This is a genomic window from Ruegeria sp. BA12 (genome assembly GCF_056539625.1).
The window spans coordinates 15,016-28,938 of the sequence record NZ_JBQFVF010000016.1 but is presented as its reverse complement, the minus strand read 5'-3'; the positions used below and the strand labels follow the sequence as shown (position 1 = coordinate 28,938).

General features: G+C 58.3%; 11 protein-coding genes. 8 read left to right on the top strand and 3 right to left on the bottom strand.

Annotation, left to right across the window (positions count from 1 at the left end; translation table 11 throughout):
• Positions 1-181 precede the first annotated feature (181 nt).
• The 7 genes from ACR0B0_RS20335 (at position 182) to ACR0B0_RS20305 (ending at position 11,371) form a co-directional block, all read left to right on the top strand.
• Positions 182-1,615, top strand: coding sequence for an NAD(P)-dependent oxidoreductase (locus tag ACR0B0_RS20335; protein ID WP_170349487.1), 1,434 nt, complete (start codon positions 182-184; stop codon positions 1,613-1,615).
• A 29-nt stretch (positions 1,616-1,644) separates the two neighbouring features.
• Positions 1,645-2,079: a GFA family protein gene (locus ACR0B0_RS20330; protein WP_170550445.1), complete on the top strand. Its 435-nt coding sequence runs from the start codon at positions 1,645-1,647 to the stop codon at positions 2,077-2,079.
• Entirely contained in the window at positions 2,076-6,608 is a 4,533-nt protein-coding gene (gene gltB, locus ACR0B0_RS20325; protein WP_480649354.1) for a glutamate synthase large subunit, read from the top strand. The genes ACR0B0_RS20330 and gltB overlap by 4 nt, the downstream gene beginning before the upstream one ends.
• 116 nt (positions 6,609-6,724) lie before the next feature.
• Positions 6,725-7,459: a monofunctional biosynthetic peptidoglycan transglycosylase gene (gene mtgA / locus ACR0B0_RS20320; protein WP_170361165.1), complete on the top strand. Its 735-nt coding sequence runs from the start codon at positions 6,725-6,727 to the stop codon at positions 7,457-7,459.
• Between the two features lie 58 nt (positions 7,460-7,517).
• Positions 7,518-8,183, top strand: coding sequence for an FtsZ-binding protein FzlA (gene fzlA, locus ACR0B0_RS20315; RefSeq protein ID WP_170349481.1), 666 nt, complete (start codon positions 7,518-7,520; stop codon positions 8,181-8,183).
• Between the two features lie 74 nt (positions 8,184-8,257).
• The gene (gene queG, locus ACR0B0_RS20310; RefSeq protein WP_480649351.1) at positions 8,258-9,295 is read left to right on the top strand and encodes a tRNA epoxyqueuosine(34) reductase QueG; all 1,038 of its coding nucleotides are present in this window, start codon (positions 8,258-8,260) and stop codon (positions 9,293-9,295) included.
• Between the two features lie 72 nt (positions 9,296-9,367).
• The gene (locus ACR0B0_RS20305; RefSeq protein ID WP_480649349.1) at positions 9,368-11,371 is read left to right on the top strand and encodes a hydantoinase/oxoprolinase family protein; all 2,004 of its coding nucleotides are present in this window, start codon (positions 9,368-9,370) and stop codon (positions 11,369-11,371) included.
• Between the two features lie 21 nt (positions 11,372-11,392).
• On the opposite strand, the gene msrA is transcribed toward ACR0B0_RS20305, so the two are convergent.
• On the bottom strand, positions 11,393-11,902 hold the full coding sequence (msrA, locus tag ACR0B0_RS20300; RefSeq protein ID WP_170349476.1) for a peptide-methionine (S)-S-oxide reductase MsrA: 510 nt from the start codon (positions 11,900-11,902) through the stop codon (positions 11,393-11,395).
• Positions 11,899-12,348: a peptide-methionine (R)-S-oxide reductase MsrB gene (gene msrB / locus ACR0B0_RS20295; RefSeq protein WP_170349474.1), complete on the bottom strand. Its 450-nt coding sequence runs from the start codon at positions 12,346-12,348 to the stop codon at positions 11,899-11,901. The genes msrA and msrB overlap by 4 nt, the downstream gene beginning before the upstream one ends.
• 142 nt (positions 12,349-12,490) lie before the next feature.
• On the opposite strand from msrB, the gene ACR0B0_RS20290 reads away from it, so the two are divergent.
• Positions 12,491-13,012: a glutathione peroxidase gene (locus tag ACR0B0_RS20290; RefSeq protein WP_480649347.1), complete on the top strand. Its 522-nt coding sequence runs from the start codon at positions 12,491-12,493 to the stop codon at positions 13,010-13,012.
• Here the strand turns inward: ACR0B0_RS20290 and ACR0B0_RS20285 are convergent.
• Positions 12,988-13,875 carry a DMT family transporter gene (locus ACR0B0_RS20285; RefSeq protein ID WP_480649345.1) on the bottom strand — a complete coding sequence of 296 codons (888 nt, stop codon included), beginning with the start codon at positions 13,873-13,875 and terminating at the stop codon, positions 12,988-12,990. The two genes, ACR0B0_RS20290 and ACR0B0_RS20285, sit on opposite strands and share 25 nt — an antisense overlap.
• Positions 13,876-13,923: the final 48 nt, after the last annotated feature.

The window sequence follows — 13,923 nt, the reverse complement described above, 5'->3', positions numbered from 1 at the left end:
GTGCGGTGCCGAAAAGGAAAGCACGTAAAAGGGTCCGAAACGGAACTAAAAATGACGACATTTTCCAATTACTTTTCCTGACGTCGTATATTTTTTTAATTTAGGTCAGCATAATTGACTTTTAATTCCGTAAGGTATCTCTTAAACAGGCGCGACCAAGCCAATTCATGGAGTCTGACCCGTGGCCAAGCAACCGATGCTGAAATTTGTGCAGATCGACCGCGTCATGCCTGAAAAGCGTGCCGCCGATGACCGCAAAGAAGACTTTGACGAAATCTATGCTGAATACGCCGCAGCCAAGGCGGAAGAACAGGCTAGTCGCTGCAGCCAATGCGGTGTTCCCTATTGTCAGTCGCATTGCCCGCTGCACAACAACATTCCTGATTGGCTGCGCCTGACCGCCACGGGCCGTCTGGAGGAGGCGTATCAGACCAGCCAGGCCACCAATACCTTCCCGGAAATCTGCGGCCGCATTTGCCCGCAGGATCGTCTTTGTGAAGGCAATTGTGTGATCGAACAATCAGGTCACGGCACGGTTACCATCGGAACGATTGAGAAGTACATCACGGACACCGCCTGGGACAAAGGCTGGGTGACCCCCGTTGCACCTGGTGCCGAGCGCAGCGAAAGCGTCGGTATCATAGGCGGCGGACCCGGTGGATTGGCGGCTGCGGACATGCTACGCCGGGCTGGCATTCAGGTCACTGTGTATGATCGTCACGACCGTGCCGGTGGCCTGTTGATGTACGGTATTCCAGGCTTCAAGCTGGAAAAGGACATTGTTCAGCGTCGCAACGAATTGCTGGCTGATGGCGGGGTCAATTTCGAGCTGAACTGCGACGTGGACGCCGCCAAATTCGACGACATTCGCGCCAAGCATGATGCAGTGATCATCGCAACCGGGGTCTACAAGTCCCGTGATCTGTCCATGCCAGGCAGTGGCCTGAATGGTATCGAAATTGCCATTGATTTCCTGACCGCTTCGAATCGCAAAAGCTTTGGTGACGCGGTCGAGGATTTCGACAATGGCCGGCTGAATGCCAACGGTAAAAAAGTTGTTGTGATTGGTGGCGGCGATACCGCGATGGACTGCGTACGCACCTCGGTCCGTCAAGGGGCGACCTCGGTCAAATGCCTGTACCGCCGTGACCGGGCAAACATGCCGGGATCGCAGCGTGAAACGCAGAATGCCGAGGAAGAAGGCGTGATCTTTGAATGGCTGAGCGCCCCCAAAGGGTTCACCGGCGATGACAAGGTTTCTGGCGTGATGGTGCAAAAGATGCGTCTGGGTCAGCCAGATGCCACTGGCCGCCAAGCCCCCGAGGTCATCGAAGGTGCGGACTATGTCGAAGAGGCCGATCTGGTCATCAAGGCGCTGGGCTTTGAGCCCGAAGACCTGCCTACGCTGTTTGGTCAGCCCGACCTGCCCGTAACCCGTTGGGGCACCGTTAAGGCCGCGTTCCAAACCGGCGAAACCGAGATGGACGGTGTCTATGCCATTGGTGACATCGTGCGTGGCGCCTCGCTGGTGGTCTGGGCGATCCGTGACGGCCGCGACTGTGCCGATGCGATCATCGACAGGTTTAACAGCAAGGCTGCCGTCGCAGCCGAGTAACACCCAGCCCAGCGACAGGAGGGTCAGGAATGCCTGAACTGCAAGGCCAATGCATGTGCGGTGCGGTCACCGTCACCGCCACCCCAGCGAAGGATGCGCTGGGTGCCTGTCATTGCGACCAGTGCCGCCGCTGGACCAGTTCAATGCTGGTGAGTTTTCAAGCCGAAGAGGGGTATGCCGCGCTGGGACCGGTCAAGACCTTTACCTCGTCCGACTGGGCCGAGCGCGCCTTTTGCGCCGAATGCGGCTCGGCCCTGTGGTATCGGGTCACCGCGCCCGGCGACATGCACGGACACACAGAAATGGCAGCGGGCCTGTTCGAAGATACGGGCCACGGACTGCAACTGGAACTTTTTATCGACAAAAAGCCCAAAGGGTATGCGTTCGCAGGTGAGCGCAAGCAAATGACCAAAGCTGAGGTCGAGGCGATGTTTGCCCCCTCGGAAGAAGGAGACAGCCAATGACCAAATATGATGCCGATTGGGTACGGGCCGAAGAAGCCAAACGTGAATGGATGGCGAAAAACGGTCTCTATTCCGAGGAAGAAGAGCATTCTTCCTGTGGCGTGGGTCTTGTTGTATCCGTTGACGGCAAAGCATCACGCAAGGTTGTCGACGCCGGTATTGATGCGCTGAAAGCGATCTGGCACCGCGGCGCCGTGGATGCTGATGGCAAGACCGGCGATGGTGCGGGCATCCACGTGCAGATCCCGGTTCGTTTTTTCTATGACCAAATCCGCCGCACAGGTCATGAGCCCAATCTGGACCAGTTGATCGCTGTCGGTCAGGTGTTTCTGCCTCGTACCGATTTCGGCGCGCAGGAACAGTGCCGGACCATCGTAGAAACCGAAGTTCTGCGCATGGGCTATTACATCTACGGCTGGCGGCACGTGCCGGTCGATGTGACCTGCTTGGGTGAAAAGGCCAACGCGACCCGGCCCGAGATCGAACAGATCCTGATCTCGAACTCGAAAGGTGTAGATGAAGAGACGTTCGAGCGTGAACTATACGTCATCCGTCGCCGTATTGAAAAAGCTGCCGCCGCTTCCGGGATTTCGGACCTGTATCTGGCGTCGCTGAGCTGCCGCTCGATCATCTATAAAGGCATGATGCTGGCTGAGCAGGTCGCGGTTTTCTACCCCGACCTGATGGATGAGCGGTTTGAATCCGCCTTTGCGATCTATCACCAGCGCTATTCGACCAACACCTTCCCGCAATGGTGGTTGGCGCAACCGTTCCGGATGCTGGCCCATAATGGTGAAATCAACACCCTGAAGGGCAACGTCAACTGGATGAAAAGTCATGAGATCCGCATGGCCAGTGGCACCTTTGGCGACTATGCCGAAGACATCAAGCCGATCATCGCGGGTGGATCGTCAGATTCGGCCGCATTAGACTCGGTTTTCGAGGTTCTGGTGCGCGCGGGCCGCTCGGCCCCGATGGCGAAAACCATGCTGGTGCCGGAAAGCTGGTCCAAGCAGGCGGTGGAACTGCCGCAGGCCTGGCGTGACATGTATTCCTACTGCAACTCGGTGATGGAGCCGTGGGACGGTCCCGCCGCGCTGGCGATGACCGATGGCCGCTGGGTCTGTGCCGGTCTGGACCGGAACGGGTTGCGCCCGATGCGCTATGTGGTGACGGGCGATGGTCTGGTGATTGCGGGCTCTGAGGCTGGCATGGTGCCGATTGATGAGGCCACTGTGACAGAAAAAGGCGCGCTGGGTCCGGGGCAGATGTTGGCCGTGGATATGAAGAAGGGCAAGCTGTTCCGTGACAAGCAAATCAAGGACAAGCTGGCGCGCGCCCTGCCGTTCGGCGACTGGGTCGGTAAAATCAACGATCTGGACACCACGCTGGGCAGTGTAACCGAACAGCCCTTGTTTAGGGGTGAGGAACTGCGCAAGCGTCAGATCGCGGCTGGATATTCGGTCGAAGAACTTGAGCAGATCCTTGCACCCATGGCCGAGGACGGCAAAGAGGCTTTGGCCTCGATGGGGGATGACACGCCTTCAGCTGTGCTGTCAAAGCAGTACCGTCCGCTGAGCCATTTCTTCCGGCAGAATTTCAGCCAGGTGACCAACCCGCCCATCGACAGCTTGCGCGAATACCGCGTGATGTCGTTGAAGACGCGGTTCGGGAACCTCAAGAACGTGCTGGACGAGGACAGTAGCCAGACCGAGATCATCGTTCTGGAAAGCCCTTTTGTCGGCAACGCTCAGTGGGAAATTCTGGCCGAAAACTTCAACGCGCCGCTGGCTGAGATCGATTGCAGCTTTGAACCCGGTGAGGGCGCGCTGGACCGCGCTTTGATCCGTATTAGAGCCGAAGCGGAAGAGGCCGTGCGTTCTGGTGCAGGGCATCTGGTGCTGACCGATCAGTATTCCGGGCCGGACAAAGTGGCGATGCCGATGATCCTGGCCACAAGCGCGGTACACAGCCATCTGACACGTCAGGGTCTGCGGACCTTCAGCTCGCTCAACGTGCGGTCGGCGGAATGTATCGACCCGCACTATTTTGCCGTGTTGATTGGCTGTGGTGCGACAGTTGTGAACGCCTACCTGGCCGAGGATTCGCTGGCCGACCGCATTGAACGTGGCCTGCTGGATGGCACGCTGACCGAAAATGTGGCCCGCTATCGCGAGGCAATCGATCAGGGTCTTCTCAAGATCATGGCCAAGATGGGTATCTCGGTTGTCTCCTCTTACCGAGGCGGTCTGAATTTCGAAGCCGTTGGTCTGAGCCGTGCCATGGTGGCCGAGTATTTCCCAGGCATGATCAGCCGTATCTCGGGCATCGGTATTCACGGCATCCGCGTCAAAGCCGAAGAAATTCACACCAAAGGCTGGGACAGCGGTCTGGATGTGCTGCCCATCGGCGGTTTCTACAAAGCACGCAAGTCGGGTGAGACTCACGCGTGGGAAGCAACCTCGATGCATATGATGCAGATGGCCTGTAATAGGGCTTCATATGAATTGTGGAAGCAATATTCGGCCAAGATGCAGTCGAACCCGCCGATCCATCTGCGCGACCTGATGGATTTCAAACCCATGGGCAAACCGGTGCCGATTGAAGAGGTGGAATCGATCACCTCGATCCGCAAACGCTTTGTCACGCCAGGCATGTCGCTGGGCGCACTCAGCCCCGAGGCGCACAAGACGCTGAACGTGGCGATGAACCGGATCGGTGCGAAATCCGACTCGGGCGAGGGTGGTGAAGATCCGGCCCATTTCGTACCGGAACCCAATGGCGACAATCCGTCAGCCAAGATCAAACAGGTGGCGTCGGGCCGGTTCGGTGTGACTGCGGAATACCTGAATCAATGTGAAGAGCTGGAGATCAAGGTCGCCCAAGGTGCGAAACCGGGTGAGGGTGGTCAGCTGCCGGGCATGAAGGTCACCGACCTGATCGCGCGTTTACGCCATTCGACCAAGGGCGTGACGCTGATCTCGCCGCCGCCGCACCACGATATCTACTCGATCGAGGATCTGGCGCAGCTGATCTATGATCTGAAACAGATCAACCCGCGCTGCAAAGTGACGGTGAAACTGGTGGCGTCTTCGGGCGTTGGCACGATTGCCGCCGGTGTGGCCAAGGCCAAGGCGGATGTGATCCTGATCTCGGGCCACAACGGTGGTACAGGTGCGTCGCCCGCGACGTCGATCAAATATGCCGGTTTGCCGTGGGAGATGGGCCTGACCGAGGCGCATCAAGTTCTGGCAATGAATAACCTGCGCGATCGTGTCACCCTGCGGACCGATGGTGGTCTGCGGACTGGTCGCGATATCGTCATGGCCGCGATGATGGGGGCCGAGGAATACGGCATCGGCACTGCCGCCCTGATCGCGATGGGCTGTATCATGGTGCGTCAGTGCCAGTCGAACACCTGCCCGGTTGGTGTCTGTACGCAGGACGAGGACCTGCGCGCCAAATTCGCCGGTAATGCAGACAAGGTGGTGAACCTGATCACCTTCTACGCGCAGGAAGTGCGTGAGCTGCTGGCCAGCCTCGGCGCGCGCTCGATTGATGAGATCATCGGCCGGGCCGACCTGTTGGCGCAGGTCAGCCGTGGATCGGCGCATCTGGACGATCTGGACCTCAACCCGCTGCTGATCACCGTCGATGGCGCGCATGATATCGTCTACAACCGCGACAAGGACCGTAACGCGGTGCCGGATACGCTGGACGCTGAAATCGTGCGGGATGCCGCGCGGTTCCTGAAAGACGGCGAGAAAATGCAGCTGTCCTATGCGGTGCAGAACACGCACCGAACTGTGGGCACCCGCGTCTCAAGCCATATCGTGCAGAACTTTGGCATGCGGAACACGTTCCAGTCCGATCACCTGCACGTCAAACTGCAGGGCTCGGCCGGTCAGTCGCTGGGGGCGTTTGCAGCACCGGGGTTGAAGCTGGAAGTGTCGGGTGACGCCAATGACTATGTCGGCAAGGGTTTGTCGGGCGGCACCATCGTCGTGCGCCCACCACAGGTCAGCCCGCTGAAGGCGGATGACAACACCATCATCGGCAACACCGTCCTGTACGGCGCCACCGATGGCCACCTGTTTGCCGCAGGTCGCGCGGGCGAGCGATTCGCGGTGCGCAACTCGGGCGCGAAGGTTGTGATCGAGGGCTGCGGTTCGAACGGGTGTGAATACATGACCGGCGGAATCGCGGTGATCCTGGGTGATATTGGTGCCAACTTTGGCGCGGGTATGACCGGTGGCATGGCTTATCTGTACGACCCGGAAGGCAAGGCGCAGGCGCTGATGAATATGGAAACGCTGGTGACCTGTCCGGTGACCGTCGATCATTGGGAAGATCAGCTGAAATCGCTGATCGAAACCCATCAGGCCGAGACCTTCAGCCGCAAGGCCGCCGACATTCTGCAGCATTGGGATGTTGAAAAGGCCAACTTCTTGCAGGTTTGCCCAAAAGAGATGCTGAACAAGCTCAGCCACCCTCTGACCAACGAAGCAACGGCTGTTCCGGCTGAATAACTGGTTACAACAGACCAGTCTCAAACCCGCGCGCCAATTGGCTGCGCGGGTTTTCTTAAACCCTTATACCGACAACACCCGTTTCAAACGCGCGCCCAACGTCGTATAGCTGTGACATGGCAAAAGCAGCAGTCCGCAAAAAAAGCGGTAAGAAAAAAAAGGCATCCAAAGCCAAAACCCCACTGATGCAACGGCTTCGCCGATGGGTCAGTCGTGGCTTGTTGGCGGCCGTTGTGTTCGTCGTTGCATTGGTCGTTTTGTATTCGGTGGTGAACCCGCCCGTGACCCACACGATCTGGTCTGAATGGCGCCGGCTGGGCAAGGTCGAGCGTGACTGGGTCCCGATAGAAGAGATCTCGCCCGTCATGGCCCGCGCGGTTGTCGCGGCCGAGGATGCGAATTTCTGCCAACACTGGGGCTTTGACGTGGAGGCAATTCGCGATGCGCTGGAAGATGGCGGATCACGCGGGGCGTCGACCATTACCCAGCAGGTGGTGAAAAACGTATTCCTGTGGCAGGGCCGCAGCTGGGTGCGTAAAGCGCTGGAAACTTCGATCACGCCGGTTGTCGAGATCTTCTGGAGCAAACAGCGTATTCTCGAGGTCTATCTGAACGTCGCTGAAACCGGACAGGGCGTATTTGGGGTCGAAGCGGCGGCTCAAAGCAATTTCAACGTATCCGCTGCCCGGCTGAGTCCGGTTCAGGCGGCCCGGATCGCGGCGATTTTGCCCTCACCCCGCAATCGCTCGGTCACTGATCCGTCAGTGCGGACGCGCAGACGGGCCGCGTCGATCCTGGATGGAGCGGCCACCATCCGCGCAGATGGTCGCGCGGATTGTTTCGAGGATTGAAACTCAACACCCCTCAAGGCTAAAGCTGGGGGGTATACACTGGTTCGATTGGAAGCTCATGGCGCGTTTGTTTCACGTTCCCCTGTCCCCTTATTGCCGCAAGGTTCGTCTGTCTTTGGCGGAAAAGAAGATCGAGGTTGAGCTGGTCGAAGAGAAATACTGGGAGAAAGACCCGGATTTCCTGCGCCGCAACCCTGCCGGAAAGGTGCCGGTGTTGCGACTGGACGGGCAGGTGATGGCGGAAAGCGCGGCGATTTGTGAATATATCGAGGAAACGCGTCCGGAGCCTGCGTTGATGCCGAAAACACCCGAAAGCCGGTACGAAGTGCGGCGTCTGGTGGGATGGTTCGATGATAAGTTCCACCACGAGGTGACTTCGAAACTGCTGTATGAACGGGTGAACAAGAAAGTCACCGGTGAAGGCTATCCGGACAGCAAGAACGTCAAGGAAGGCGCGCGGGCAATCAAATATCATCTGGACTACATGGCCTGGCTTTTGGATCACCGCCGTTGGCTTGCGGGGGATCAGATGACATTGGCCGATTTTGCCGCTGCAGCACATTTGTCAGCGCTGGATTATATCTCGGACGTGGACTGGAATAGATCGCAAGCGGTGAAAGACTGGTATGCCAAGATCAAGTCACGCCCCGCGTTTCGGTCGATTCTTGCGGATCAGGTGCCTGGATTCCGACCCCCTGCGCATTACGCCGATCTGGATTTCTGATAGGGTAGAACAAGGGCTGTCTGCCCCTTTTTGGCCCTATAGGCCAATTCACCCCCAAGGATATTTTTAGCCAGATGAAGAGCGGATCGGATCTAAAGGAAAAGTTGGTGGCGCAGGCACTGAGCGAGGGCTTTGTGTCTTGCCGGATCTGTCGACCCTGGGATGTACCGCAGGTGCCGTCACGGCTGGAGGCATTTCTTCAGGCTGAATATCATGGGCAAATGGGATGGATGGCTGAGCGTACCCATTGGCGGGGTGATCCGGCGGCCCTGTGGCCCGAGGCGCGGTCGGTGATCATGCTGGCCGAAAGCTATGCGCCCGAGCATGATCCGACTGATATACTGGATCATCCAGACAGGGCGGCGATCTCTGTCTATGCGCAGAACAAGGATTATCATGATCTGGTCAAGAAACGGTTGAAGCGGCTGGCGCGCTGGCTGATTGCCGAATGCGGCGGAGAAGTTAAGGTCTTTGTTGATACCGCGCCTGTTCCAGAGAAGGCGTTAGGCCATGCCGCAGGGCTGGGTTGGCAGGGGAAACATACCAACCTTGTCAGCCGAGATTGGGGAAATTGGGCCTTTATAGGCTCTGTTTTCACGACATTGGACTTGCCGGTCGACGTGGCCGAAACCGATCATTGTGGAAAATGCCGGGCTTGTTTGGATTCATGTCCAACGGATGCGTTTCCGGCCCCGTATCAGTTGGATGCGCGGCGCTGCATTTCGTATCTGACAATCGAACATAAAGGTCCGATTGAGGAAGACCTGCGCGGCAAGCTGGGCAATCGGATTTACGGTTGCGACGATTGTCTGGCAGCCTGTCCGTGGAACAAATTCGCCGTTGCGGCCAGCGATGTCCGGTACGCCGCACGGGACGATCTGAAAGCGCCACCCCTGGCGGAGCTGGCGGTATTGGACGATGCCGCGTTTCGGGCGAAGTTTTCCGGGTCGCCCATCAAACGGATCGGGCGCGATCGGTTCGTGCGTAATGTTCTGTATGCCATCGGCAATTCGGGAATGGCTTCGTTGCGACCGGTGGCGCAAGGATTGGTGGAAGATCCAGACCCAACGGTGGCAGATGCCGCGCGCTGGGCGGTCGAACAACTGGCGTAAGTGCCGCAAACAGGCTGGACGTGTCGGTCCAAACCGCTACACCCATCAGCAGCGAACAGGAAGGAGAACCCGATGGCGCTGGCTTTGGGGGTGGATACGGGTGGAACATACACCGACGCGGTGCTGATCCGGGATGAGCGTGAGGTGATCGCCTCGGCCAAGTCCCTGACCACGCGAGCTGATCTGGCGATCGGTGTGGGTAAGGCTATTCAGGCGGTTCTGGATGCGGCGCAGGTGGCACCGGGGCAGATTTCCATGGCGTCCTTGTCGACCACACTGGCCACGAATGCGCTCGTTGAAGGGCAGGGTGGACGGGTTGCGTTAATCTACATCGGGTTCAAGGATGGCGATCTGGATAAGCACGGATTGCGGGATGCGCTGAAGGGCGATCCGGCGCTGGTAATTTCCGGGGGTCACACCCATGCCGGGGGAGAGACCACGCCGTTGGATGTGACCGCGTTGGACGCATTTTTAGACTCTCATAAAGGCATATCTGGCTTTGCGGTGGCCTCGCAATTTGCCACCCGCAACCCCGCACATGAGCTGGAGGCCGCACGGATCATCACCGACAGGACCGGCGCACCGGTGACATGCTCACATCATCTGTCAGCCAAATTGAACGGCCCGAAACGGGCGGTGACGGCGGTATTGAACGCCCGTTTGATCGGGATGATCGACCGGTTAATCGGGCGCGCACAGGATCGGTTGCTGGAATTGGGCATCACCGCGCCGATGATGGTTGTGCGTGGAGATGGTGCGTTGATGAGTGCCGAACAGGCAAGGGAACGCCCGATTGAGACCATCCTCAGCGGACCTGCTGCGTCTATCGTCGGAGCCAGTTGGCTGACCGGGGCAGAGAATGCGCTGGTGTCGGATATCGGTGGAACGACCACGGATGTGGCCCTGATCCGCGATGGCAAACCTGCAATTGACCCAGCGGGCGCTCAGGTCGGCGGTTTCCGCACCATGGTTGAAGCCGTGGCGATGCGTACCCATGGTCTGGGTGGTGACAGTCAGATGCATGTGGTGACCGAAGGTTTGGGTGGCGGTGTGTTTTTGGGGCCGCGACGGGTTTTGCCGGTTTCCCTGATTGCATCTGAGGCACCAGATGTTGTCCACGCGGTTTTGGATATGCAATTGCGGTCCACAACGGTGGGCGAACATGATACCCGGTTTGCCCGCCAAGTCCCAGGCATCCACGCCGAAGGCCTGGGCGCGCGGGAAGAGGCGTTGATGGAGCGGTTGGGCAATAATGTCATGCCGCTCAGCGATCTATTGCGCACCCGGATGGAAAACGGTGCCCTGACGCGCCTGGTGGATCGCGGGATCGTTCAGGTCTCTGGCGTGACGCCTTCGGATGCCAGCCATATGTTGGGCCGGCTGGATGCGTGGGATGCGGATGCGGCGCGTAAAGCGTTGGAGATTGTCGCGCGCAAGCGTGTAGGAACCGGCGACATGTTGGCCGCATCACCGGAAAAGCTGGCGCAGATGATCGTGGACCAGTTGACCGAACAGACCGCGTTGACCTTGTTAGAGAGTGCTTTTGCTGAAGAGGCCGATGACTTTGGCGTGCCTTCTGCCGATCTTGCCCGTCACGTTCTGACGCAAAAAGGGCTGGCGCGCCATCGTGGACTTTTGGCGCTGGATACAGCGTTGAATGTGGATGTGGTGGGTCTTGGGGCCTCGGCCCCCAGCTATTACCCAGCGGTTGGGGAACGACTGCACGCCCGCATGATCCTGCCTGAACACGCGGGCGTGGCCAACGCCATCGGTGCTGTGGTCGGACGGCTGACCCTGCGCCGGTCCGGCACGGTGACATCCCCGTCCGAGGGGCGGTTCAGGGTACATCTTGAGGACGGTCCACAGGATTTCACCGAGTCCGACAAGGCGCTGGACATGCTTGAATCGGTGCTGCGGGACGAGGCAGAGGGCGCTGTGCGTCAGGCCGGGGCTGCGGATATACGGGTCGTGGTTGACCGGGACATCCGCACTGCCCGTATCGAAGCGCAGGAGGTATTCGTCGAGGCTATGGTCACCGTTGAGGCCAGTGGCAGGCCCCGCGTTGCGTCGGAATAGCCCCGCAGGGGGCTACCCGTATTATTCAGCCGCGTCGCGTTTGGGCAGAACCCACCCCGCGCGCGGGAAGTGGCAAGTGTAACCGTTTGGGATACGTTCCAGGTAATCCTGATGTTCGGGCTCGGCGTCCCAGAAATCACTGACGGGCTCGACCTCGGTCACCACTTTGCCGGGCCACAGACCGCTGGCATTCACATCGGCGATCGTATCCAGCGCCACTTGTTTTTGCTCGTCATCGACAAAATAGATGGCCGAGCGATAGCTCATCCCGCGGTCATTGCCCTGACGGTTCGGCGTGGTCGGGTCGTGGATCTGAAAGAAAAACTCCAGCAATTCGCGATAGGTTATCTTGGCTGGATCGAAAAAGATCTCAATCCCTTCGGCATGGGTGCCGTGATTGCGATAGGTGGCATTGGGCACGTCACCGCCAGTATAGCCAACGCGCGTGCGCGACACGCCCGGCAATTTGCGGATCAGGTCTTGCATGCCCCAGAAACAGCCCCCGGCAAGAACGGCGCGTTGTTCGGTCATTTGATGTCCTCCACATGGATCAGGTACTCGCCATAACCTTCGGCCTCCATCTCATCGCGATGAATGAATCGCAAGGCGGCAGAGTTGATGCAGTAGCGCAGCCCGCCATGTTCACGCGGGCCGTCCGGGAACACATGTCCCAGATGGCTGTCGCCGTGTTTCGAGCGGACTTCGGTGCGGATCATACCATGGGTGGCGTCGTGAAACTCCTCCACATGCTCATGGATGATGGGCTTTGTGAAACTGGGCCAGCCGCAACCGGATTCGTATTTGTGGGTCGAGGCGAACAACGGCTCGCCCGAGACGATGTCCACGTAAATACCCGGTTCCTTGTTGCTCAGGTATTTGCCGGTGCCCGGGCGCTCAGTTCCGCTGCGCTGCGTGACGTGAAACTCTTCGGGCGACAATGCCGCGATGGCTTCGGGGGATTTAGTGAATTGGGTCATGGGTCCTCCGGTCATTAAACTTGTGGCATAATCTGGGGGCAGGGGTGCAGAATTCAAAGCCCTATTTCAGTGTCCTCGCGCAGTCGTGCAGGTGATCTGCAATCGGTTTCCGTACGTAATGAGAGCAAAGGGAGGCCATGTAATGATCAGAATGCTTCTACTAACGGCTTTGATAATGCTTGGTCGCGCCGTTCAGGCCGCGCCGCTGAGCGGAGAATTCGCGTCAATCGATGGTGGCACCATTTCGATCGCAGATTGGAGGGGACAACCGGTTCTTGTCGTCAACACTGCGTCACACTGCGGATTTACCGGACAATATGAATCTCTGCAAAAGGTGCATGAGGTTTATTCTAACCGCGGACTTGTGGTTTTGGCCGTGCCGTCAGACTCGTTCAATCAGGAGTTAGGGTCTGCTGAAGAAGTCCGGCAATTCTGCGAGTTGAATTATGGACTAACATTGCCAATGACGGATATTACGCCGGTCAGGGGTGCCGATGCCCATCTATTTTACAAGGAGGTAAAGGCGCAAACCGGGTTTGAGCCTAGTTGGAATTTTAACAAAATATTGCTCGACCCCAACGGGGAAGTCGTCGTTACATATGGTGCAAATGTGAAACCGGACTCACCAAAGCTGCTGCGTCAGGTCGAGGCTTTATTGCCCTGAGCAGGTTGGCGGGAAAGCTGCACTGCTAAAATGCCCAGTGTCGTGATCCCAACCCCGACAGCATCCAGCGGGCCTAGCTTTTCGCCCAATAGAATAGCGGCGATGGTAACGCCGAAGACCGGGTTGAGGAAATGGAAGGTCGCCGCGCGGGTGGCTCCGATCCGGTCCAGCAGCAGAACCCAGATTAGCGTGGCCAACAGGCCCGGGAACAAAGTGGTATAGGTGAAAGCCAGCGCCATAGGCACGGTTGGGTGGATAAAGATCGTCTCGAATATGGGGGCGGCAACAAACAGAACGGCTGAGCCCACAAGCATCTGCAATCCGACTACCATCATGAAATTGCCGCCCGATGTGGCGCCGCGAATGGTCAGTGTGGCAAAAGTCAGCGCCAGCGCCCCGATACAACACAAAGCCACACCAAACAGGTCGTGGCCACCGCCGATGCGGGTGCTCATGATCAGGGCGACGCCAGCAAATCCGGCGATCAGACCCAGCACCGCAACCGGGCGCAGCTTTTCACCCAAAAACAACCATCCGGCCAAAGCGACCAGTAACGGCATGGTGGACGCGATTATAGCCGCCACCGAGGCTTCGACTGTTTGCATCGCATAGAAATTCAGACCCAAATAAAGGGCATTCTGGCAAATTCCGAACAGAATTGTAGCGCGCCACTGGGATCGGGTCAGGTGCCAGCTTTGCCCCATGGCCCGTGCGATAGCCACGCCTATCAATCCCGATATCAAGAACCGCAGTGCCAGCGAGAACAGAGGCGACGCATCGGCAACGATGATCCGGGCTGAGGTGAAAGCCGAGGACCAGATAAAAGCAAAAACCAGCCCCATGGCGATGGCGCGCAGATCCATTGAGCATCCCCCAGTCAGAACGCGGCGACTGTTTCCGAATTTCCATCA

Excerpts from the sequence above, each read along its gene's own strand:
- ACR0B0_RS20330 (WP_170550445.1), top strand. The coding sequence starts at position 1,645 with ATGCCTGAACTGCAAGGCCAATGCATGTGCGGTGCGGTCACCGTCACC.
- ACR0B0_RS20285 (WP_480649345.1), bottom strand. The coding sequence starts at position 13,875 with ATGGATCTGCGCGCCATCGCCATGGGGCTGGTTTTTGCTTTTATCTGG.
- mtgA (WP_170361165.1), top strand. The coding sequence starts at position 6,725 with ATGGCAAAAGCAGCAGTCCGCAAAAAAAGCGGTAAGAAAAAAAAGGCA.
- fzlA (WP_170349481.1), top strand. The coding sequence starts at position 7,518 with ATGGCGCGTTTGTTTCACGTTCCCCTGTCCCCTTATTGCCGCAAGGTT.
- ACR0B0_RS20290 (WP_480649347.1), top strand. The coding sequence starts at position 12,491 with ATGATCAGAATGCTTCTACTAACGGCTTTGATAATGCTTGGTCGCGCC.
- ACR0B0_RS20305 (WP_480649349.1), top strand. The coding sequence starts at position 9,368 with ATGGCGCTGGCTTTGGGGGTGGATACGGGTGGAACATACACCGACGCG.
- msrA (WP_170349476.1), bottom strand. The coding sequence starts at position 11,902 with ATGACCGAACAACGCGCCGTTCTTGCCGGGGGCTGTTTCTGGGGCATG.
- msrB (WP_170349474.1), bottom strand. The coding sequence starts at position 12,348 with ATGACCCAATTCACTAAATCCCCCGAAGCCATCGCGGCATTGTCGCCC.
- gltB (WP_480649354.1), top strand. The coding sequence starts at position 2,076 with ATGACCAAATATGATGCCGATTGGGTACGGGCCGAAGAAGCCAAACGT.
- queG (WP_480649351.1), top strand. The coding sequence starts at position 8,258 with ATGAAGAGCGGATCGGATCTAAAGGAAAAGTTGGTGGCGCAGGCACTG.